Raw genomic sequence first — 19,993 nt, 5'->3', positions numbered from 1 at the left:
TGCCTGCGATGGCCGCGCCGCGATTACTGAATGATGAGGTTATTGAACAACAGGTCTTCCACCACCGGCTTGCCGGTCTCGTCATTCATCACTTGCTGGGTCTGCTTCAGGGCCTCCTGGCGCAGCTTCTCCTTGCCTTCGACCGTGCTCATGGTCTCGTTGGTCTGCTGGGTAAACAGCGCCACCAACTGGTTGCGGATCAGCGCGTCATTGGCTTTGACCGCTGCGGCGGCTTCGGTGCCGGTCACGCGCAGGGCGATGTCGGCCTTGAACACCTTGAGCTTGGCCGTGCCGTCCAGGCCATAGTTGCCCACGAACGGCGGGCTGAGGCTGATGTAGCTGACTTTCGGCGCCTCGCCTTCTTTGGCTTCTTCGGCCTGGGCTGCCATCGGCAGGGTCAGGGCCAGCATCAACAGGATCCACGCTTTCACAGTTCATTCCTCACATTCGGTTGCGCGCTAGCATAACGCTAGCAACGCTGAGCACAAGCTTATGGCGACTTATCAGGCACGAGCATGCTCGTTGACCCACAGACCTGCCCTTCTACACTTATCGGCCACGACGCCCAAAGGAATAGTCCGATGAAAGCTGTGCTGTGCAAAGCCTTCGGCCCTGCCGAAACCCTGGTGCTGGAAGAGGTCGCCAGCCCAGCGATCAAGAAGAACGAGATCCTGCTGGACGTGCATGCCGCCGGGGTCAATTTCCCCGACACCTTGATCATCGAGGGCAAGTACCAGTTCAAGCCGCCCTTCCCGTTCTCGCCGGGTGGCGAGGCGGCGGGCGTGGTCAGTGAAGTCGGCGAGAAGGTCAGCCACCTCAAGGTCGGCGACCGGGTCATGGCCCTGACCGGCTGGGGCAGCTTTGCCGAGCAGGTCGCGGTGCCGGGCTACAACGTACTGCCGATCCCGCCGAGCATGGACTTCAACACCGCCGCCGCGTTCAGCATGACCTACGGCACCTCGATGCACGCGCTGAAACAACGCGCCCACCTGCAACCCGGCGAAACCCTGCTGGTGCTCGGCGCCTCCGGTGGCGTGGGCCTGGCCGCCGTGGAAATCGGCAAGGCCATGGGCGCCCGCGTGATCGCCGCTGCCAGCAGCGCCGACAAACTCGCGGTGGCCAAGGCGGCCGGCGCCGATGAGTTGATCAACTACAGCGAAACCAGCCTGAAAGACGAGATCAAGCGCCTCACCGACGGCAACGGCGCCGATGTGATCTACGACCCGGTGGGTGGCGACCTGTTCGACCAGGCCATCCGCAGCATCGCCTGGAACGGGCGCTTGCTGGTGGTGGGCTTTGCCAGCGGGCGCATCCCCGAGTTGCCGGTGAACCTGGCGTTGCTCAAGGGCGCGGCGGTGGTCGGCGTGTTCTGGGGCTCGTTTGCCCAGCGCCAGCCGCAGGACAATGCGGCGAATTTCCAGCAGCTGTTTACCTGGTATGGCGAGGGCAAGTTGAAGCCGTTGGTGTCGCAGGTGTATGCGCTGGAGCAGGCGGCTCAGGCGATTAATGATTTGGGGCAGCGTCGGGCGGTGGGTAAGGTAGTCGTCCAAACCCGGTAGAACATTTGCAATGCGTTCAATGTGGGAGCTGGCTTGCCTGCGATAGCGGTGGGTCAGCTAACACATTTTTTACTGATAGACCGCTATCGCAGGCAAGCCAGCTCCCACCTTTGATCTGCTTTGATCTCAAGAATTAATAACGACCCACACTTATCCATTCGCGACATGTTCGTAAGAGAACATGCACTTGCGCTCATTTCCTGTGTTTGCAGATAAGAGGCGATGCTATTTTCGGTAACGAAACTGTAACATTCGCATCCGCAGTCAAAACAAGAAATTTGGAGCTCTTGAATGTTTGCTTTCTTTCGTCCTGCCGCACATCAGGCGCCCCTGCCTGAAGAAAAAATAGACAGCACCTACCGACGCCTGCGCTGGCAGATCTTCGCCGGTATTTTCTTCGGTTACGCCGGCTACTACCTGCTGCGCAAAAACTTCTCCCTGGCCATGCCCTACTTGATCGACGAGGGTTATACCCGTGGCGAACTGGGCCTGGCGATGTCGGCCATCGCGATTGCCTACGGCCTGTCCAAGTTCCTCATGGGCCTGGTGTCCGACCGCTCCAACCCACGCTACTTCCTGCCCTTCGGCCTGCTGGTTTCAGCGGGTGTGATGTTCATTTTCGGTTTCGCACCTTGGGCAACGTCCAGCGTGACCATGATGTTCATTTTGCTGTTCATCAACGGCTGGGCCCAAGGCATGGGCTGGCCGCCCAGTGGGCGGACCATGGTGCACTGGTGGTCGCAGAAAGAACGCGGCGGCGTGGTGTCCGTGTGGAACGTGGCGCATAACGTCGGCGGCGGCCTGATCGGCCCGCTGTTCCTGCTCGGCATGGCGTGGTTCAACGACTGGCACGCGGCGTTCTACGTGCCGGCTACCGTGGCGTTGGCCGTAGCGGCGTTTGCCTTCATCACCATGCGCGACACCCCGCAATCGGTCGGCCTGCCGCCGATCGAGAAGTACAAGAACGACTACCCGGAAGGCTACGACGCCAGCCACGAAGACGAATTCAGCGCCAAGGAAATCTTCGTCAAGTACGTGCTGCGCAACAAAATGCTCTGGTACATCGCCTTCGCCAACGTCTTCGTCTACCTGCTGCGCTACGGCGTGCTGGACTGGGCGCCGACGTACCTCAAGGAAGCCAAGCACTTCACCGTCGACAAGTCGTCGTGGGCGTACTTCTTCTACGAGTGGGCGGGCATTCCGGGCACGCTGCTGTGCGGCTGGATGTCGGACAAGATCTTCCGTGGCAACCGTGGCCTGACCGGCATCGTGTTCATGGCCTTGGTGACCGTCGCGACCCTGGTGTACTGGCTCAACCCGCCGGGCAACCCGATGGTCGACATGATCGCGCTGTTCTCCATCGGTTTCCTGATCTACGGCCCGGTGATGCTGATCGGCCTGCAGGCGCTGGAACTGGCACCGAAGAAAGCCGCCGGTACGGCTGCGGGCTTCACGGGCCTGTTCGGTTACCTGGGCGGTTCGGTGGCAGCGAGTGCGGCCATGGGTTACACCGTGGACCACTTCGGCTGGGACGGTGGTTTTGTGCTGCTGATCGGCGCGTGTGTGCTGGCGATTGCGTTCCTGATCCCCACGCTGTGGCACACCAACAGCGTCAGTTCGGCGCGTTAACCGCCTGAACAATCCTTCGCACAACGCTTGAGCCGCGCCTCCAGGTTTTTATCTGGCATGGCGTGGCTACGCAGGGCGTTGACGGTCTGCTCGACATAATCGCGCGTAGTGCCGTAACGCCCGCAAGCGCTTTGCAACACATGGTTCAGCACAATGTCCGGCAAATTGCCGGCGTAGCTGGGCAAGTGCCGCTCCAACACAAACCCCAACGCCTGCACCTGACTGCCATCTTCGAGACGGCAGCTGAGCCAGTGTGGCCGGTACGAGGGATAGGGCATTTCGCGGCACCACAGTGCGTACAGCGAGGCTTCCAACTGATCTTCCGGCAAGCGGTAGGCAAACCCGCTGCACGAGCCGCCGCGATCCAGGCCAAACACCAACCCCGGCACTTCCGGCGTGCCCCGATGCTCGTGGGACCACAGATACAGGCCGCGGTGATAACCGTGGACCCGTGCCCGCACCCGTTGCGTCGAGGAACATTCCGGGCGCCAGATCAGCGAACCGTAAGCAAACAGCCAGACCGGCCCCCCCTTGTGCCGGCCCATGGTGGCCTGCATCGAGCTCATCAACTGTTCGTGAGTGAGTTGCGGCCCCAGATCGAGCCGCGGAGGGTAAGCCAATTGCATAAGATCGGATTCAATAACGGTCATGGCAGATCGCTTAGGTCTCCTGTTTGTTACCAGTTGTAAGCAACTTTACCGTAATAAAACGCACCGCTGTAACCGTACGGCGAAAAAGTGCTATAGGCGAGGTTGCCGCCGCTGCTGGCGAACGCGTTGACCTTTTCCGGGTACTTGTCGGTGACGTTGTCGCCGCCCAGGGTGAAAGTCCAGTTCTGCAATTTGTAGTCCGCCGACAGGTCCAGCACCCACGCCGCCTTGAAGGTCTGGTCGTTGACCTTGTCCGCCTGATAGCTGGTGAATTCACCATAGCGCACCAAATTGCTGTGCAGCGCCCAATTGCCGAAGGTGAAGTCGTTGCCCAGGCTCAGCTTGTGTTCCGGCGTGGTGTCGCCGAGCAAACCGCTTTTCTCGCGACGGTCTACGCGCACCAAGTTGGCGCCGAGGCTGTCGAGGATCGCCGGGTTGGCCTTCACGTCCGTGACTTTGGTGTGGTTGTAGTTGTAGCCCACGGTGCTGTTCCAGCGGATGCCGTTATCGAACTGGTAGCGATAATTGGCCACCAGGTCGACGCCGTCGGTGCTGGTGTCGGTGGCATTGGTGAAGTAGCGGGCGGTGGTGTAGTTGATGTTGCCGACGCCGTTGGCTTGCAGGTAGGCCTGGGTCGCCGGGCTCAGGTTGAGGTTGGACGACAGGCTGATGCGGTCGCGAATATCGATGCGGTACACATCCACCGTCAGCGTCAGGTCATCGGCGGGTTCCAGCACCAGGCCCAGGCTGTAGTTGCGCGACTTCTCGGCCTTCAGGTCTTCTGCGCCGAGCAGGCGCGCGACCTGGCTGGAGGCTGGGAACGTGCCGGCCTCGCGGATTTCGCTGCCGATCAGTTGCGACGAGGTAAACGCAAAGTTCTGCTGGGCCAGGGACGGCGCGCGGAAGCCGTTGGAAATACTGCCGCGCAAGGCCACCTGCGGGGTGAAGTCGTAGCGTGCCGACAGCGAACCGCTGACGTTGGAGCCGAAATCACTGTAATCCTCATGCCGCACGGCGGCCGAGGCGCTGAGTTTTTCGGTGAAGTTGGTTTCCAGGTCCAGGTACTGCGCCCAGTTGTGGCGTGAGCTGGTGCCGGCGTCAGCCTCACGGAAACCGCCGAGGCCCGAACTGCCGCTCTGGTAGTAGGACGCGGCGTCGCCCGCTTCGATTTCATAACCCTGGCGCAGGTATTCGCCGCCAAAAGCGACGGACACCGGATACGGCAGGAAGCCCACGTCGAATTCACGGGACAGGTCGAGGCTGACTTGCTTCTGGTCGTTGCTCAGGGTGCCGTTGTCGAACTTGCGCGGCGTGGCCAGGCCCAGGGAGGTGTTGATGGTTTCGGTACTGAGTTCGTACTGGTTCTTGCCGTAGTTGGCCGACAAGTCGTAATGCCAGTCATAGGCCAGCAACCCGCGCAGGCCTACCACCAGCGAGGTGTCTTCGAGGTTGCCCTTGATCAGCGGCAAGTAGCCATTGGGGTTGAGCGCCGCGATGTTGTTGGACGCATTGCTTGCGCGGTAGAACGCCGCCGTCTCGCCGCGCCGCTTGCTGTAGCCGCCGAAGCTGTAGAACTCGGCCGCATCGTTGAAGGCATATTCGGAATTGAACTGGAATTTGCCTTCATTGGTTGCCGGTTCGCCCTGGCGGAACACCTGCTGGCCGTAGGTGGTGGAGCCGATGCTGGCGGCGCGGTAATCCTTGCCGGCACGGTTGGTGTAATCGTTGTCGGCGCCTTCGCCGGAGAGGCTGATAAAGCCGTTGTCGCCCAGCGCCAGCCCGGTGTTGCCGCTGATGTTGCGCTGGATGCCGTCGCCCTTCTTGTACTGGCCGAACTTGCTGGAGATAGAGCCGCCATGGTCGGCGTGCTTGAGGATCACGTTGATCACCCCGGCAATCGCGTCCGAACCGTAGCGCGCGGACGCGCCGTCGCGCAGCACTTCGATATGGTCGACGGCCGACAGCGGGATCGCGTTCAGGTCTGCGGGTGCCGAGCCACGGCCCACCGCGCCGCCAAGGTTGACGAAGGCGCTGGTGTGACGGCGCTTGCCGTTGACCAGCACCAGCACCTGATCCGGCGACAGCCCGCGCAACTGCGCCGGGCGCACCAGTTCGGCGCCGTCCACCAGGCTTGGGCGTGGGAAGTTGATCGACGGGATCAGGCGCGCCAATACCGCACCCAACTCATCGGAGCCGGTGCTGCGCAGGGTGTCGCCGGAGATCACATCCACCGGCGACAGCGAAGCGCTGGCCGTGCGCTCTTGGGCGCGGGTGCCGGTGACAATCACGGTGTCGAGTTTAGGTGCATCAGTGGCCGACGTTTCGGCGGCAAAGACTGGATTTAAGCCTACGGCGGTCAGCAAGTTGGCCGACAAAATCGCCGAGTACAGCGCGTGTTTCTTGTAGCTCCCCATACCGCTCCCCTTGGAATCATCTGTCAGAACTTCATGCTCTGAATGCGTACGATCGATCCGGCTGGCGGGCGGTGGCGGTCAGTTGTTGGTGGTTGTGAGTGAGTCGGTAGTCCGTTGTGATATAGCTTAATGATATTTATGTAACAAATTAAATACCTTTAAAGCATAAGAGAATGCATAAGCAAACCGCACCACTCGTCAGGATTGCACGCGCCAATCCCGCTACTTTCAGCCCCGGTTCAGCCTGGGAGCGCGTCAAACCGTCAAAATAGCGTGCACACAACGACCCACTTAGCCGCCCTTCAAATCGACTATCGAGGTCGCACCCATGAAAAAATTCCGAATCCCTGGCCTGCTGTTCCTGGCCCAGGCCACCACGGCACTGGCGGGCGAAGCGCCGGTTACCGACGATGACAAAGGCTTCTGGTACGCGCAGACCAGCGTCTACACCCGGCACTTCGCGCCCGACCCTGAGCACAACAACAACCAGGACCTGATTGGCCTGGAGCGCAACGAAGCGTCAGGTTTTGTGTATGGCGCAGCGACCTTTCGCAACTCGTTCAGGCAGCGCTCGTACTACGCGTATGCGGGCAAGCGCTACGACATGGCCGACTATCCGGTGTACTTGAAGCTGACAGGCGGCGCGATCCAGGGTTACCGCGGCAAGTACCGCGACAAGATCCCGTTGAACCGTTTTGGCGTGGCGCCGGTGATCATTCCGTCGGTGGGCGCCCATTACGGGCCGGTGGCGGCTGAGTTGGTGTTGCTGGGGTTCAATGCGGCGATGGTGACGACTGGCGTGCGTTTCTGAAAACACTGCAAATCACTGTGGGAGCTGGCTTGCCTGCGATAGCGGTGGGTCAGGAAAACATGGGCCGGCTGGCACACCGCTATCGCAGGCAAGCCAGCTCCCACAGGGGTTCAGCGCAAGGCTTCAGGGACGGGGGGCGTAGGCAAACACGTCGGCACGCATCTGGTGCGCATCCATCCCCGCCTCGACCAACGCATCCAAGGTGCCGTAGATCATCGCCGGTGAACCGCTGGCGTAGACGTGCACGGCCTTGAGGTCGCTGATGTCTTCGCACACCGCTTCATGCAGCAACCCGCAACGCCCTTCCCAGCCGCACAGAACGCTGACGACCTTGTGCAGGAACAGGTTGGGCAGTTGCTGCCACTGGTCCCAGTGTTCGATCTCGTAGAAGTCTTCCGGGCGACGCACGCCCCAGTACAGGTGCACCGGGTGCTTGAAGCCGGTGGCACGGCAGTGTTCGATCAGGCTGTGCATCTGCGCCATGCCGGTGCCCGCGGCGATCAATACCAGCGGCCCGTCCGGCAGTTCGGCCAGGTGGGTGTCGCCAAAGGGCAGCTCGATGCGCGCCATCTGGTCGCGCTGCAGTTGCGCCAGCAGGCTGCGGGCGCTGTCTTCGCGGGCCAGCACATGCAGTTCCAGCTCGCGCCCGCCGTGGGGCGCCGACGCCAGGGAGAACGCCGACTTCTCGCCATTCTCCCGTTCGATCATCAGGTATTGCCCGGCGTGGTAACGCACCACCTTGCCGGCCGGCGCGCGCAGGCGCACGCGCCACACGTCGCCACCGACGTCCACGCACTCGCTCAATTGGCACGACAACTTGCGCAACGGCAACTCTCCCGGTGCCAGCACGCCATCCCACAGCACGATGCAATCTTCCAGCGGCTCGGCAATGCAAGTGTAGAACTCACCGTGGTCGCGCACCTCACCGGCTTGCTGCACCCGGCCTTCCACCAGCAACGCGGCACATACGTGGCACACGCCGTTGCGACAGGCCTGGGGGCATTCGTAGCCCAGGCGCCGCGCGCCTTCGAGGATTCGCTCGCCGGGGACCAGCTCCAGGATGGCGCCGGAAGGTTGCAGGGTTACACGCATCAATCTATTCCCAATTCTTTCCACATGGCATCGACACGGGCAGTGACAGCTTCATCCTTGACGATCACCCGGCCCCACTCGCGGGTGGTTTCACCCGGCCACTTGTGGGTGGCGTCCAGGCCCATCTTCGAGCCCAGGCCTGACACCGGCGAGGCGAAGTCGAGGTAGTCGATCGGCGTGTTGTCGATCATCACCGTATCGCGCTTGGGATCCATGCGCGTGGTGATGGCCCAGATCACGTCGTTCCAGTCGCGGGCGTTGATATCGTCGTCTGTGACAATAACGAACTTGGTGTACATGAACTGTCGCAAAAACGACCACACACCCAGCATTACCCGCTTGGCATGGCCCGGGTACGACTTCTTCATGGTCACGATGGCCATGCGGTACGAGCAGCCTTCGGGCGGCAGGTAGAAGTCGGTGATTTCCGGAAACTGCTTTTGCAGGATCGGCACGAACACTTCGTTGAGCGCCACGCCCAGAATGGCCGGCTCATCCGGTGGACGGCCGGTGTAGGTGCTGTGGTAGATCGGTTTGATCCGGTGGGTGATGCGCTCGACGGTGAACACCGGGAAGCTGTCGACTTCGTTGTAGTAGCCGGTGTGGTCGCCGTAGGGGCCTTCATCGGCCATTTCGCCCGGGTGAATCACACCTTCAAGGATGATTTCGGCGGTGGCCGGTACTTGCAGGTCGTTGCCACGGCACTTCACCAGTTCGGTGCGGTTACCGCGCAGCAGGCCGGCGAAGGCGTACTCGGACAGGCTGTCGGGCACCGGGGTCACGGCGCCGAGGATCGTCGCCGGGTCGGCGCCGAGGGCGACCGAAACCGGGAACGGCTGGCCCGGGTGTTTCTCGCACCACTCGCGATAGTCCAGCGCGCCGCCACGGTGGCTCAGCCAACGCATGATCACCTTGTTGCGGCCGATCACTTGCTGGCGGTAGATGCCGAGGTTCTGGCGGTCCTTGTTCGGGCCTTTGGTGACGGTCAGGCCCCAGGTGATCAGCGGGCCGACGTCGCCGGGCCAGCAGGTTTGCACCGGGAGCATGGCGAGGTCGACGTCATCGCCTTCGATGACCACTTCCTGGCACACCGCGTCTTTGACCACCTTGGGCGCCATGGCAATGATCTTGCGGAAGATCGGCAGCTTCGACCAGGCATCCTTCAGACCCTTGGGCGGCTCGGGCTCCTTGAGGAAGGCCAGCAGCTTGCCGATCTCACGCAGCTCGCTGACCGACTCGGCGCCCATGCCGAACGCCACGCGCTCAGGCGTGCCGAACAGGTTGCCGAGCACCGGAATGTCATAGCCGGTCGGGTTTTCGAACAGCAGCGCCGGGCCCTTGTTGCGCAGGGTGCGGTCGCAAATCTCAGTCATTTCCAGCACCGGGGACACCGGCATCTGGATACGTTTCAACTCTCCGCGCTGCTCAAGTTGCTGCACGAAATCCCGAAGATCCTTGAATTTCATTAACCATGCCACCCGTAAAATAGGCGTACATCCTACCTGCTCCGAGGGGCATTTGGCTGCCGGGCGCTGAAAAAGCGGGCGCAAAAAAAATGGCGCCCCTGAGGGCGCCATTCTTTCGGACCTGAAACGCTGTATTACTTGCGCTTCATCGACAGGAAGAACTCGTCGTTGGTCTTGGTGGTTTTCAGCTTGTCGACCAGGAACTCGATGGCGGCGACTTCGTCCATCGGGTGCAGCAGCTTGCGCAGGATCCACATGCGCTGCAGTTCGTCGTCGGCGGTCAGCAACTCTTCGCGGCGGGTGCCGGAACGGTTGATGTTGATCGCCGGGAACACGCGTTTTTCCGCGATGCGACGGTCCAGGGGCAGTTCCATGTTGCCGGTACCCTTGAACTCTTCGTAGATCACTTCGTCCATCTTCGAACCGGTTTCAACCAGTGCGGTGGCGATAATGGTCAGCGAGCCGCCTTCTTCGATGTTCCGCGCAGCGCCGAAGAAACGCTTCGGTTTCTCCAGGGCGTGGGCATCGACACCACCGGTCAATACCTTGCCGGAGCTCGGGATCACGGTGTTGTAGGCACGGGCCAGACGGGTGATGGAGTCGAGCAGGATCACCACGTCTTTCTTGTGTTCGACCAGGCGCTTGGCCTTCTCGATCACCATTTCGGCAACCTGCACGTGGCGGGTTGGCGGCTCATCGAACGTCGAGGCAACCACTTCGCCGCGCACGGTGCGCTGCATTTCGGTCACTTCTTCCGGGCGCTCATCGATCAACAGCACGATCAGGTGAACTTCAGGATTGTTACGCGCGATGTTCGCTGCAATGTTCTGCAGCATGATGGTCTTACCGGCTTTCGGCGGTGCGACGATCAGGCCACGCTGGCCCTTGCCGATCGGCGCGCACAGGTCGATCACACGGCCGGTCAAGTCTTCGGTGGAACCGTTACCGGCTTCCATCTTCATGCGCACGGTCGGGAACAGCGGCGTCAGGTTCTCGAAGAGAATCTTGTTCTTCGCGTTCTCAGGACGATCGAAGTTGATCGTGTCGACCTTGAGCAGGGCGAAATAACGCTCGCCTTCCTTTGGAGGGCGGATCTTGCCAACGATGGTGTCACCGGTGCGCAAGTTGAAGCGACGGATCTGGCTCGGCGAGACGTAAATGTCGTCTGGGCCGGCGAGATAGGAGGCGTCAGCAGAGCGGAGGAAGCCGAAGCCGTCCTGGAGAATCTCCAGCACGCCATCACCGGAGATTTCCTCGCCGCTTTTCGCGTGCTTTTTCAGCAGGGAGAAAATCACGTCCTGCTTGCGCGAACGGGCCATATTTTCTATGCCCATTTCTTCGGCCAGCTGGAGCAGGTCGGTAATCGGCTTTTGCTTGAGTTCAGTCAGATTCATATAGGAATGACGTAATCATTTATGGAGGGGGGAAATTAAGCTTTTGGCTTAATGAGGCCGCGCCGCAGAGAAGGCGACAGGATCGCGTACTAATCGAAAAGGAGTGCGTCGGCGACGGCATGCAGGGGGCAGTGGAGAAACCAGTGCGGGGCCGAATGTACCACCTGAGTTTCGGAGCGTCTAGCCCTGTTTCACGAAAAAGCCCCGCAATTTGCGGGGCTTTTTTGACGACGTTTAGATGTTCGCGTCGAGGAAAGCTTGCAGCTGGGACTTCGACAGTGCGCCGACTTTAGTGGCTGCAACGTCACCATCCTTGAACAGCATCAGCGTCGGGATACCACGCACGCCGTGCTTGGCCGGGGTTTCCTGGTTGTCGTCGATGTTCAACTTGGCAATGGTCAGCTTGCCTTCGTAAGCAGTCGCAATGTCGTCCAGAACAGGCGCGATCATTTTGCATGGGCCGCACCATTCAGCCCAGTAGTCAACCAGCACCGGGCCGGCAGCCTTGAGTACTTCGGCCTCAAAGGTCGCGTCGGTGACGTGCTTGATAAGATCGTTGCTCATGGATGTCTCCGGTTTGTAAGCAAAAAAAACGTGGCCCATCATAGCCGCCCTTCCACCGTTCAGGAAGCCGCCTCTGATTGAGTCTTGCTATGACCGGTATAGCCCAACTCAAGGTGTAACGGGCGTGACGAAGGCAATCCCGGTGCGCAGCGCGGCATTGCGCACGTGTTCCTGCATGGTTTTCTGCGCCGCAGCGCTGGCACGCCGGGCCAGGGCGCGCAGGATCTTGCGGTGTTCCTGCCAGGTTTCCATGGCCCGCTCCGGCCGGATGAACGGTAGTTTCTGGCTCTCCAGGAACACCTCGGCACTGGCGCTGAGAATGCTCACCATCGCCTGGTTACCGCTGGCCAGCAGGATGCGTTGGTGAAATTCAAAGTCCAGCCGCGCCGCTGCTTCAAAGTCGCCCGCCTTGAGCACTTTGCGCATCGCCTCGACATTATCCTCAAGGCTGTCCAGTTCAGCGGTGCTCAGCGTCACCGCCGCCAACCCCGCCGCAAAACCTTCAAGGGCGTAGCGCAACTGGAAGATGTCCAACGGCGTGGCCTGCGCCGCAAAGGGCCAGGCAAACCCCGGTGCCTCGTCGGTCGCCTGCACGAACACACCTTTGCCCGGCTGCACACTGACCACGCCCAAGGCGCTCAATGACGACAGCGCCTCGCGCAACGACGCCCGACTCACCCCCAACTGCACCGCCAGATCGCGCTGGGAGGGCAATGCATCGCCCGGCCCGAAGCCTTGCTCCTTGATGAGTTTGCGAATGGCCTGCAGGGCCGCTTCCGGTACGGCTTGGGCGATGGAATTCATAAAAAACTCAAGGTTCCAGTCAACTGAGTGACTAGTTGTAAAGCTATTCGCAACGGGCGGCAAGCCACGCCCCAAAGGGGCTCGCGGGGTTTTCGCGGCGCTCGAAAAGGGTGCGAAAAATGCGCCCACTGTTCAGACCAGTAAGACCACCGCAACTCAACAAAACCCTGGGTTCCAGCCAATCCTGCGGGTCATGGCATGGGCTGTGCAATCACCCCATGAGCCAAATCCAGAAAATCCCTTCGCCCCCCGGAGAGTTGCCATGACCAAGCGCTACAGCGCCCTGCTCACTGCCCTGTTTGCCAGCCTGATGCTGAGCCAGGCACCCGCCCAGGCCAACGGTCTGGACGATATCGTCGCCCGTGGCACCCTCAAGGTCGCCGTGCCCCAGGATTTCCCGCCTTTCGGCTCGGTCGGCCCGGACATGAAGCCGCGCGGCCTGGACATCGACACCGCCAAGCTGTTGGCCGAGCAGCTCAAGGTCAAGCTGGAACTGACGCCGGTGAACAGCACCAACCGCATCCCCTTCCTGACCACCGGCAAGGTTGACCTGGTGATCTCCAGCCTGGGCAAAAACGCTGAGCGGGAAAAGGTCATCGACTTCTCCAAGGCCTACGCGCCGTTCTACCTGGCGGTGTTCGGCCCGCCTGATGCGCCTATCACCGGCCTCGATGACCTCAAGGGCAAGACCATCAGCGTGACCCGTGGCGCCATCGAAGACATCGAGCTGAGCGCCGTCGCGCCCAAGGAAGCCACGATCAAGCGCTTCGAAGACAACAATTCCACCATCGCCGCGTACCTGGCCGGTCAGGTCGACCTGATCGCCAGCGGCAACGTGGTGATGGTGGCGATCAGCGAGCGCAGCCCGAAACGCGTGCCCGCGCTGAAAGTGAAACTCAAGGACTCGCCGGTGTACGTGGGCGTGAACAAGAACGAGCCGGCGCTGCTGGAGAAGGTCAACCAGATCCTGGTGTCCGCCAAGGCAGACGGCAGCCTGGAAAAGAACGCGCTGCAATGGCTCAAAGAGCCGCTGCCGGCTGACCTCTGAAGCGGAGCTGACCCATGGCCTATCAATTCGACTTTGTGCCGGTGCTGGCCAATACCGACCTGCTGTTGCGCGGCGCGCTGTTCACCCTTGAGCTGACGGCCATCGGCGCCGTCCTCGGCGTGGCCCTGGGTACTGTCGGCGCCGTGGTGCGGGCGTGGAAGATCCAGCCGTTCGCCTGGTGCTTTGGCGTATACGTCGAGTTGATCCGCAACACGCCGTTCCTGGTGCAGCTGTTTTTCATCTTCTTCGGCCTGCCGTCCCTGGGGCTGAAGATTACCGAGTGGCAAGCCGCCGTGCTGGCGATGGTGATCAACCTCGGCGCCTACTCCACCGAGATCATCCGCGCCGGCATCCAGGCCATCCCGCGCGGGCAGCTGGAAGCCGCGGCGGCGCTGGCGATGACGCGCTTCGAAGCGTTCCGCCATGTGGTCCTGCTGCCGGCGCTGGGCAAGGTGTGGCCGGCCCTGAGCAGCCAGATCATCATCGTGATGCTCGGCTCGGCGGTGTGTTCGCAGATCGCCACCGAAGAGCTGAGCTTTGCCGCCAACTTTATCCAGTCGCGCAACTTCCGCGCCTTTGAAACCTACGCCCTGACCACCTTGGTGTACCTGTGCATGGCGTTGATGATTCGCCAACTGCTCAACTGGATCGGCCGCCGCTTCGTGATGAGGAATAGCCGATGAGTGATTTTTCGTTCTGGGACATCGTGCGCAACCTGCTCACCGGCCTGCAATGGACGCTGTTGCTGTCGCTGGTGGCGTTTATCGGCGGCGGCGTGATCGGCTTGCTGGTGATGACGATGCGCATCAGCAGCAAGGCCTTCGCGCGCAATCTCGCGCGCACCTATATCGAACTGTTTCAGGGCACACCGCTGCTGATGCAGCTGTTCCTGGTGTTTTTCGGTATCGCCCTGCTCGGTGTGGATATCTCGCCGTGGCTCGCCGCCGCGATTGCCCTGACCCTGTTTACCAGCGCCTACCTCGCCGAAATCTGGCGCGGCTGCGTCGATTCCATCGCCCATGGGCAATGGGAAGCCTCGGCCAGCCTGGCGTTGAACCCGCTGGAACAGCTGCGCTACGTAATCCTGCCCCAGGCCCTGCGCATTGCCGTGGCGCCCACCGTGGGCTTCTCGGTGCAAGTGGTCAAAGGCACCGCCGTGACCTCGATCATCGGCTTCACCGAACTGACCAAGACCGGCGGCATGCTCGCCAACGCCACCTTCGAGCCCTTTATGGTCTACGGCCTGGTGGCCCTTGGTTACTTTTTGCTCTGCTACCCCTTGTCCCTCAGTGCGCGCTACCTGGAAAGGAGACTGCATGCCTCTGCTTAGAATTTCCGCCCTGCATAAGTATTACGGCGATCACCATGTACTCAAGGGCATCGACCTGACGGTTGAAGAAGGCCAGGTGGTGGCAATCATCGGCCGCAGCGGCTCGGGCAAGTCCACCTTGCTGCGCACCCTCAATGGCCTGGAATCCATCAACGACGGTGTGATCGAAGTCGACGGTGAATACCTCGACGCCGCCCGCGCCGACCTGCGCAGCCTGCGGCAGAAAGTCGGCATGGTGTTCCAGCAGTTCAACCTGTTCCCCCACCTGACGGTGGGCGAAAACGTCATGCTGGCGCCGCAGGTGGTGCAAAAAGTACCCAAGGCCAAGGCCGCACAACTGGCCAGGCAGATGCTGGAACGGGTCGGGTTGGGGGAGAAGTTCGACGCGTTCCCTGATCGCCTGTCCGGTGGCCAGCAGCAACGTGTCGCCATCGCCCGCGCCCTGGCCATGTCGCCCAAGGTGCTGCTGTGCGACGAAATCACCTCGGCCCTGGACCCGGAATTGGTCAATGAAGTGCTCAGCGTGGTGCGCCAGCTGGCCAAGGACGGCATGACCCTGATCATGGTGACCCACGAGATGCGCTTCGCCCGGGAAGTCGGCGACAAGCTGGTGTTCATGCACCAGGGCAAGGTGCATGAAGTGGGCGACCCCAAGGTGTTGTTCGCCAACCCGCAAACCGTCGAGCTGGCCAACTTCATCGGCTCTACGGAGCAGCCGGGTTGACCAGTTCGAACGTACCCTGCCCTTCCAGCCGCTCTTCATTGCGCACTTGTAGGGCCGCGGACGGCAGGCGGGTTTCAACCTCAACCTGGGCGCTCAACCGCTGCCCAGTCACCGGGCCGCCAGCGGCGCGGGCCACCAGGATCTGGCCCGGCAACAGCTCACCGCTGGCCGCCTCACCGGGCAGATGAGCCACCTGCCACTCAACGGTGCGCCCATCCAGCTGAGCGTGCTTGAGCCTCAGGTGGAAGCGCCCCTGGCGGCCAAACAGAAAACCTCTGCCGTCTGCCGCCCCGATGAACCGCAACGCCATTGCCGCAGGCGCTGCGCAGGTTACGTTCAACTGCACTGTGCGAGTGCCAAGCGCCAAGATGGGCTTCTCAACTAGAGCTTCCCGACCGATAACGCCATAGTCGATTCGCGGCTGGCTCACGGATAACCGGCAATTCTCGGCCTGCACCTGCGTAACCATCCCAATCGCAAAAACCAGCACAAAACCCATGCGTTTCAGGTTACCGACCATGACACACCGCCGACTGGGTCTCATAGAACATGTCATTGTTAGGCTGGGTCCCGGGATCAAGGCTGATCAGGCAGGTGGAAGAGTCCGGTAATGAAACCCGCAGCGTTTGCGCTTCATTGGCGTCGTTCAGGAAAATCATGCCCTCGCCCACCACGCTGGTCAGGAAACGATCATCCTTGCCGAACACCGAGGCGCCCTGGGGCAGTTGCCGACCTTGTTGATCACTGGCATTGAGCAAGACCCGGCGCACCTTCACCACATCGAACGCCACGGTATTAAAAGACCCTCGGCCAGCGGCGAGCACGTGGGTGCCGTTTTTCAAGTCGACGCGTTTGGGCAAGGACTGGGTCTGCACTTCGACACGGCTGTTGGTGTAGGCGGGCAAGCTGGCAATCACCGCCTGCCCGGTAAAGTCAGTCCACACCGGCCCTTGCGGGGTATCAACTTTGGCGGCGCCGACATCCCCCACCGACACGATGCCGAACGTGTCCCCCACGGGATAGGGCGAGAATGTCAGCCCACCTTCGTGAGCCACGACACCTCCTTGCAGTTGCCCCGTGTAACTGGTGCTTGATGGGGCGTGACTGACGCCAAGGCCAACCCGGGCATAACGCGGCATCAGGTCGATCTGACCACGCGTCGATTGCTCCTGGGCACTGAGATTGCGCTCAACCCCCACCTCGTAATTCACATAGTCATTGACCCGCTCACTAAGGTCTGTACCGGCGCGGGACTGGTCTCCACGACGACTGATATAGCTTCTCACACGACGATCCGCACCCAGGGGCACGCTGACTTGCAGCCGCAGTGACAGGTCGTCGTCCATCGCGGCGTCGCGCCCACGCCTGGCTAGCGGGGCGTCACGGCGAACAGAGGTCCCGCCCACCTGCGAATCGGCGATCAGCGCGACATCGGCGTAGCGGAACGTCTTGTTCCATGAGGCAAATACATGCTCGGTCATTTGTCCGTCGAATTGGGCGCTGCGGGTATAACCCACAGAGAAGCCACCCAGCGTAGGGTCCAACCAGCTCAACCCCGCCGTGTATTGGTGCTTGAAGCGCGAACCCAGCTCATCGGCCCTGGCCGAACGGCCCGCCTCGAATACCTCACGATAGCCCTGGCTTTGGAGGGTTGCGCTGAGATTGACGTCGATATTGGCAACCACCGGGCTGCTCACGGTCACGCTGCTGCGTGCCCCGGATACGGCGTTGCGACTATCCCGGGACAGGTTATGGCGGGCGCCCACGGAAACCCGCTGGAAAAACACACTGCTCAGCGTGCCACCGGCAGACGCATATTCATCGGTGCTCAACAAACCAAAGCCCGCAGACGAATCACGCCCCAGGCCCCAGGTGCCACTGCCCATGGCCACCACCGGCGAGGGTCCCTCTTCCCCCATGGTTTCCCGTACCTTGCCAAGGGAGAAGTAGTAACCCGGTGCCGTCGGAGCAGCGCCCGCGAACGAAGCTGCGGGCACCACAAAACTGCGCTTGGCACCCTGTACATCGATCACGCTGACGTCCAGGTCGCTGGTGCCATTGAGCAATGCCAGCCCCGTCAACCGGAAAGGCCCTTCTGGCACCAGCGTGCTGTGGATCAACACACCGGACTGGCGCACTTCAATCCGCGACTGACTTTGGGCCAGCCCCTCCACCACGGCATTATTACTGCCTGCCGGCGCACGTGACTGGCCATCGGGGGAAAACTGCACGCCCGACAGCTGGACGCCACCAAACAACGGGTTGTTGCTGGAAATCTGGCCCACCTGGAACGTCGAACGCAGCGCGGCGATATCTCGCTGGGCATAGGCATACAGGTGTTCAGTGCGGGTGTCGCCATTGTCAGACACATAGAACTGGCGACTGCGCACAATCCAATCACCCAAGTTGAAGCCCGCCTCGCTGTAGGCCGACAAAAACCGATTGGGCCCGCCGCGTGAACGGCTGTCGAAGCCCAACACGTCGTAGTTGAACAGGGCCGCCATGCCGCCCTGGGAAAAGTGCCCCGCCTCCCATTGCGGTTCACGAAAAGACTGGGTCGGCACTACCAACGCCACTTCATCGATACCTGGGCGCAACCGCACCATCGTTGTCGGGAAGGCACCGAGGAAGTCGTGGCAGGACAAGTCCGCAGTGGCCCCTTTACGAACGATCTCCCGGGGCAGCACCAACCCGGCTTTTTCCAACAGTCCTGGGGTGAAACACAATTGCCCCTGTGCATCGAACTGCGCATCCACCAACCCGAGCGGGTTGCCATTGACCCGTAGCCCCACCACATGGGCACCCTCGCGAAAACGCGCTGCACTGCGAAAGTAGTCGGAGACCTTGGGGTCAATGCCGTAGGTGGTAAGTGCCGCCAGGTCAAAACCCTCCCCCAACTCCAGCGCGCAGGCGAAGCCCGGGGCGCCCCATAGCGTGGCGAACCCCATGAGCAGCGTGGGAACCGGAAGCCTGTTGCTCGACTGATGGTTCATGATCCGATCACCTTCCATCAGCATTGACCGCGGCTCGGTAGCTATCCACCGAAAACCCATAGACCGTCGCGGGCTGGATCTCGACGTCGGTCAAGTCGCCCAGGGCCCCCTCCACCCTTGCTGCCAAGGTCTCCCCCGGCAAGATGTAGGTGCGCGGCAACGTTGCCATGCGCCCCTGGGGCAGCAATTGCACCTCTGCCGCCAGACGCACCACATAAGCACTGTCGTTATGCACCGCGAGGCCTTCACCCGACCGCCTCCAGGTCAGCAACTCCCAGGGCGCATCGTGCCGAGGCAGGCCCTTTGGATGCAGGATCAGCGGCAAATTCTGTCGAAGGGTGATACCAATGGTCGCTCCCCCAGCGGCACGCGCCTGGGGAATACCCTCGAACGTCACGCGCTTCAGACGCTGGGTCGTCAGCGGCGCCTTCAGCGTGGCGATAAAACGCACCAGCTGGGTTTCACCCGCCTCCACCCGGGTAATGGGCGGCGTGACAATCAATAGCGGCTCAACGTCCTCGGGCACGTTCTCAACAACCGAATGAAGCAGCGCGGGTGCCTCATCGGTATTTGTGATGTTTATCGTGGCCTCGCCCTGGTCTTCATGAAGTATGACCACCGAAGTTTCCGGCAACATACCGTCCGCGACGGCTACACCGACAAAAAACAAGTAACCACTTACACTCAACAACAGAACACTATTTAAAACCGAAAGTCTACGCACTCAGTATTCCCCACGACCATTGAGTGAACTATTGACACCCATTCGCCCACGTAAAAACAGCCGATAAAAAAACCCTGGGGTTTCGATCGGCTGTATTTAAATCGCTTAGATGTAATTCAACTCAAGCGACGCGCGGCCATCAAGAGTAACGTCGCGACTCAGGTCCAGGTCCTGGGGTCTATTGATAACTGCCCTCACGGCGATAGTGCCGCTCAACTGAGAGATTGTGGCCGGTGTAAGTGACGTGCCACTGCGCCAGGAGTGCTGGGTAGGGAACTGAGCGACCTTGCCATCGCTGGTCTGCCAGCTGGTCGTGCTGGCGCTCGCACGCATGATGGGGAACAACGCTGTCCCCGACGACTTGAGGTCCCTGAGGGTGATCGCAAAACCGCCGGTTTTGCGGGCCGACACCATCCCCAAACCGTAGTTATGCGCCTCGGTATAGCCTGCGCCAAGGGCGTTCAGAATGCCCGACACCTTGCTGGCGGACTGAAGGTCCTTGAAGGTCAGCCCAAACTTGGTCGCGCCACTGCCGCAGGTGATGCTCAGGGGCAGGGTCCTTTCCGGAAGTGGGGTGAACGCTCCCGGCTGCAGTGTGCCCGAGGGAATGTCGCCGTAATTCACAACGCCCGCCCCGGTCAGGGCGAGGTTGCAGGCGGCAGGTTTGATCGTCCCCCTGACGCTCAACTCGGCAGCAGTGGTTGCATGAGCGCCGAGAGCTGCGGTCAAGCATGCGATACCGAGGGTCAAGCCAATAATTTTCTTCATATTCGACCTATCACTGAAAGTTC

Annotated in this window: 19 protein-coding genes; 7 read left to right on the top strand and 12 right to left on the bottom strand. The window is 61.2% G+C overall.

Annotated features, from left to right (window positions below):
• Positions 1 to 23 precede the first annotated feature (23 nt).
• On the bottom strand, positions 24 to 431 hold the full coding sequence (locus tag J1G37_RS04955; RefSeq protein WP_099585937.1) for a flagellar basal body-associated protein FliL: 408 nt from the start codon (positions 429 to 431) through the stop codon (positions 24 to 26).
• 150 nt (positions 432 to 581) lie between these two features.
• On the opposite strand from J1G37_RS04955, the gene J1G37_RS04950 reads away from it, so the two are divergent.
• On the top strand, positions 582 to 1,559 hold the full coding sequence (locus J1G37_RS04950; RefSeq protein WP_207040398.1) for an NADPH:quinone oxidoreductase family protein: 978 nt from the start codon (positions 582 to 584) through the stop codon (positions 1,557 to 1,559).
• Between the two features lie 291 nt (positions 1,560 to 1,850).
• Positions 1,851 to 3,188 carry a glycerol-3-phosphate transporter gene (gene glpT / locus J1G37_RS04945; protein ID WP_005792400.1) on the top strand — a complete coding sequence of 446 codons (1,338 nt, stop codon included), beginning with the start codon at positions 1,851 to 1,853 and terminating at the stop codon, positions 3,186 to 3,188.
• Here glpT and J1G37_RS04940 read toward each other — a convergent pair.
• On the bottom strand, positions 3,185 to 3,838 hold the full coding sequence (locus J1G37_RS04940) for a gamma-glutamylcyclotransferase (protein WP_124526853.1): 654 nt from the start codon (positions 3,836 to 3,838) through the stop codon (positions 3,185 to 3,187). The genes glpT and J1G37_RS04940 overlap by 4 nt on opposite strands.
• A 26-nt stretch (positions 3,839 to 3,864) precedes the next feature.
• Positions 3,865 to 6,252, bottom strand: a complete 2,388-nt coding sequence (locus J1G37_RS04935) for a TonB-dependent receptor (protein WP_207040397.1) — start codon at positions 6,250 to 6,252, stop codon at positions 3,865 to 3,867.
• A 328-nt stretch (positions 6,253 to 6,580) separates the two neighbouring features.
• On the opposite strand from J1G37_RS04935, the gene J1G37_RS04930 reads away from it, so the two are divergent.
• Positions 6,581 to 7,063, top strand: coding sequence for a sn-glycerol-3-phosphate transporter (locus tag J1G37_RS04930; protein WP_207040396.1), 483 nt, complete (start codon positions 6,581 to 6,583; stop codon positions 7,061 to 7,063).
• A 123-nt stretch (positions 7,064 to 7,186) separates the two neighbouring features.
• Here J1G37_RS04930 and J1G37_RS04925 read toward each other — a convergent pair whose 3' ends face one another.
• The 5 genes from J1G37_RS04925 to J1G37_RS04905 form a co-directional block, all read right to left on the bottom strand.
• On the bottom strand, positions 7,187 to 8,155 hold the full coding sequence (locus J1G37_RS04925) for a CDP-6-deoxy-delta-3,4-glucoseen reductase (RefSeq protein ID WP_207040395.1): 969 nt from the start codon (positions 8,153 to 8,155) through the stop codon (positions 7,187 to 7,189).
• The gene (gene ubiD, locus J1G37_RS04920; protein WP_124526857.1) at positions 8,155 to 9,621 is read right to left on the bottom strand and encodes a 4-hydroxy-3-polyprenylbenzoate decarboxylase; all 1,467 of its coding nucleotides are present in this window, start codon (positions 9,619 to 9,621) and stop codon (positions 8,155 to 8,157) included. Before ubiD ends, J1G37_RS04925 begins: the two co-directional genes overlap by 1 nt.
• 134 nt (positions 9,622 to 9,755) lie before the next feature.
• Entirely contained in the window at positions 9,756 to 11,015 is a 1,260-nt protein-coding gene (gene rho / locus J1G37_RS04915; RefSeq protein ID WP_016973082.1) for a transcription termination factor Rho, read from the bottom strand.
• 234 nt (positions 11,016 to 11,249) lie between these two features.
• Positions 11,250 to 11,579 carry a thioredoxin TrxA gene (trxA, locus tag J1G37_RS04910; protein WP_017736946.1) on the bottom strand — a complete coding sequence of 110 codons (330 nt, stop codon included), beginning with the start codon at positions 11,577 to 11,579 and terminating at the stop codon, positions 11,250 to 11,252.
• Positions 11,580 to 11,687: 108 nt separating this feature from the next.
• Positions 11,688 to 12,383 carry an FCD domain-containing protein gene (locus J1G37_RS04905; RefSeq protein ID WP_124526858.1) on the bottom strand — a complete coding sequence of 232 codons (696 nt, stop codon included), beginning with the start codon at positions 12,381 to 12,383 and terminating at the stop codon, positions 11,688 to 11,690.
• 262 nt (positions 12,384 to 12,645) lie between these two features.
• On the opposite strand from J1G37_RS04905, the gene J1G37_RS04900 reads away from it, so the two are divergent.
• From J1G37_RS04900 to J1G37_RS04885, 4 genes are read left to right on the top strand one after another with little or no spacing between them, the layout of a single operon-like run.
• Complete coding sequence (locus J1G37_RS04900; RefSeq protein WP_207040394.1) at positions 12,646 to 13,431, top strand: transporter substrate-binding domain-containing protein; 786 nt, start codon at positions 12,646 to 12,648, stop codon at positions 13,429 to 13,431.
• Positions 13,432 to 13,445: 14 nt separating this feature from the next.
• Positions 13,446 to 14,114 (top strand): amino acid ABC transporter permease, encoded by a 669-nt coding sequence (locus J1G37_RS04895; RefSeq protein ID WP_207040393.1) that lies wholly within the window; start codon positions 13,446 to 13,448, stop codon positions 14,112 to 14,114.
• A complete protein-coding gene (locus J1G37_RS04890) occupies positions 14,111 to 14,761 on the top strand; it encodes an amino acid ABC transporter permease (RefSeq protein ID WP_124526860.1) in 651 nt (216 codons plus the stop codon). The genes J1G37_RS04895 and J1G37_RS04890 overlap by 4 nt, the downstream gene beginning before the upstream one ends.
• Positions 14,748 to 15,485, top strand: a complete 738-nt coding sequence (locus J1G37_RS04885) for an amino acid ABC transporter ATP-binding protein (RefSeq protein ID WP_207040392.1) — start codon at positions 14,748 to 14,750, stop codon at positions 15,483 to 15,485. The genes J1G37_RS04890 and J1G37_RS04885 overlap by 14 nt, the downstream gene beginning before the upstream one ends.
• Here the strand turns inward: J1G37_RS04885 and J1G37_RS04880 are convergent.
• The 4 genes from J1G37_RS04880 to J1G37_RS04865 form a co-directional block, all read right to left on the bottom strand.
• Positions 15,466 to 16,005, bottom strand: coding sequence for a hypothetical protein (locus J1G37_RS04880; RefSeq protein WP_207040391.1), 540 nt, complete (start codon positions 16,003 to 16,005; stop codon positions 15,466 to 15,468). The two genes, J1G37_RS04885 and J1G37_RS04880, sit on opposite strands and share 20 nt — an antisense overlap.
• On the bottom strand, positions 15,995 to 18,478 hold the full coding sequence (locus J1G37_RS04875) for a fimbria/pilus outer membrane usher protein (protein WP_207040390.1): 2,484 nt from the start codon (positions 18,476 to 18,478) through the stop codon (positions 15,995 to 15,997). Before J1G37_RS04875 ends, J1G37_RS04880 begins: the two co-directional genes overlap by 11 nt.
• A gap of 7 nt (positions 18,479 to 18,485) precedes the next feature.
• Positions 18,486 to 19,172: a fimbria/pilus chaperone family protein gene (locus J1G37_RS04870; protein ID WP_207040528.1), complete on the bottom strand. Its 687-nt coding sequence runs from the start codon at positions 19,170 to 19,172 to the stop codon at positions 18,486 to 18,488.
• Positions 19,173 to 19,307: 135 nt separating this feature from the next.
• Complete coding sequence (locus tag J1G37_RS04865) at positions 19,308 to 19,970, bottom strand: DUF1120 domain-containing protein (RefSeq protein WP_207040389.1); 663 nt, start codon at positions 19,968 to 19,970, stop codon at positions 19,308 to 19,310.
• Between the last annotated feature and the right edge of the window lie 23 nt (positions 19,971 to 19,993).

This window comes from Pseudomonas sp. Marseille-Q1929, assembly GCF_017316265.1.
GTDB lineage: Bacteria > Pseudomonadota > Gammaproteobacteria > Pseudomonadales > Pseudomonadaceae > Aquipseudomonas.
This window is presented reverse-complemented; position numbering and strand designations above follow the sequence as displayed.

Bases quoted from the DNA above. Each gene is read 5' to 3' on its own strand.
- J1G37_RS04950 (WP_207040398.1), top strand. From the start codon at position 582: ATGAAAGCTGTGCTGTGCAAAGCCTTCGGCCCTGCCGAAACCCTGGTG.
- glpT (WP_005792400.1), top strand. From the start codon at position 1,851: ATGTTTGCTTTCTTTCGTCCTGCCGCACATCAGGCGCCCCTGCCTGAA.
- J1G37_RS04940 (WP_124526853.1), bottom strand. From the start codon at position 3,838: ATGACCGTTATTGAATCCGATCTTATGCAATTGGCTTACCCTCCGCGG.
- J1G37_RS04935 (WP_207040397.1), bottom strand. From the start codon at position 6,252: ATGGGGAGCTACAAGAAACACGCGCTGTACTCGGCGATTTTGTCGGCC.
- J1G37_RS04930 (WP_207040396.1), top strand. From the start codon at position 6,581: ATGAAAAAATTCCGAATCCCTGGCCTGCTGTTCCTGGCCCAGGCCACC.
- J1G37_RS04925 (WP_207040395.1), bottom strand. From the start codon at position 8,155: ATGCGTGTAACCCTGCAACCTTCCGGCGCCATCCTGGAGCTGGTCCCC.
- ubiD (WP_124526857.1), bottom strand. From the start codon at position 9,621: ATGAAATTCAAGGATCTTCGGGATTTCGTGCAGCAACTTGAGCAGCGC.
- rho (WP_016973082.1), bottom strand. From the start codon at position 11,015: ATGAATCTGACTGAACTCAAGCAAAAGCCGATTACCGACCTGCTCCAG.
- trxA (WP_017736946.1), bottom strand. From the start codon at position 11,579: ATGAGCAACGATCTTATCAAGCACGTCACCGACGCGACCTTTGAGGCC.
- J1G37_RS04905 (WP_124526858.1), bottom strand. From the start codon at position 12,383: ATGAATTCCATCGCCCAAGCCGTACCGGAAGCGGCCCTGCAGGCCATT.
- J1G37_RS04900 (WP_207040394.1), top strand. From the start codon at position 12,646: ATGACCAAGCGCTACAGCGCCCTGCTCACTGCCCTGTTTGCCAGCCTG.
- J1G37_RS04895 (WP_207040393.1), top strand. From the start codon at position 13,446: ATGGCCTATCAATTCGACTTTGTGCCGGTGCTGGCCAATACCGACCTG.
- J1G37_RS04890 (WP_124526860.1), top strand. From the start codon at position 14,111: ATGAGTGATTTTTCGTTCTGGGACATCGTGCGCAACCTGCTCACCGGC.
- J1G37_RS04885 (WP_207040392.1), top strand. From the start codon at position 14,748: ATGCCTCTGCTTAGAATTTCCGCCCTGCATAAGTATTACGGCGATCAC.
- J1G37_RS04880 (WP_207040391.1), bottom strand. From the start codon at position 16,005: ATGGTCGGTAACCTGAAACGCATGGGTTTTGTGCTGGTTTTTGCGATT.
- J1G37_RS04875 (WP_207040390.1), bottom strand. From the start codon at position 18,478: ATGAACCATCAGTCGAGCAACAGGCTTCCGGTTCCCACGCTGCTCATG.
- J1G37_RS04865 (WP_207040389.1), bottom strand. From the start codon at position 19,970: ATGAAGAAAATTATTGGCTTGACCCTCGGTATCGCATGCTTGACCGCA.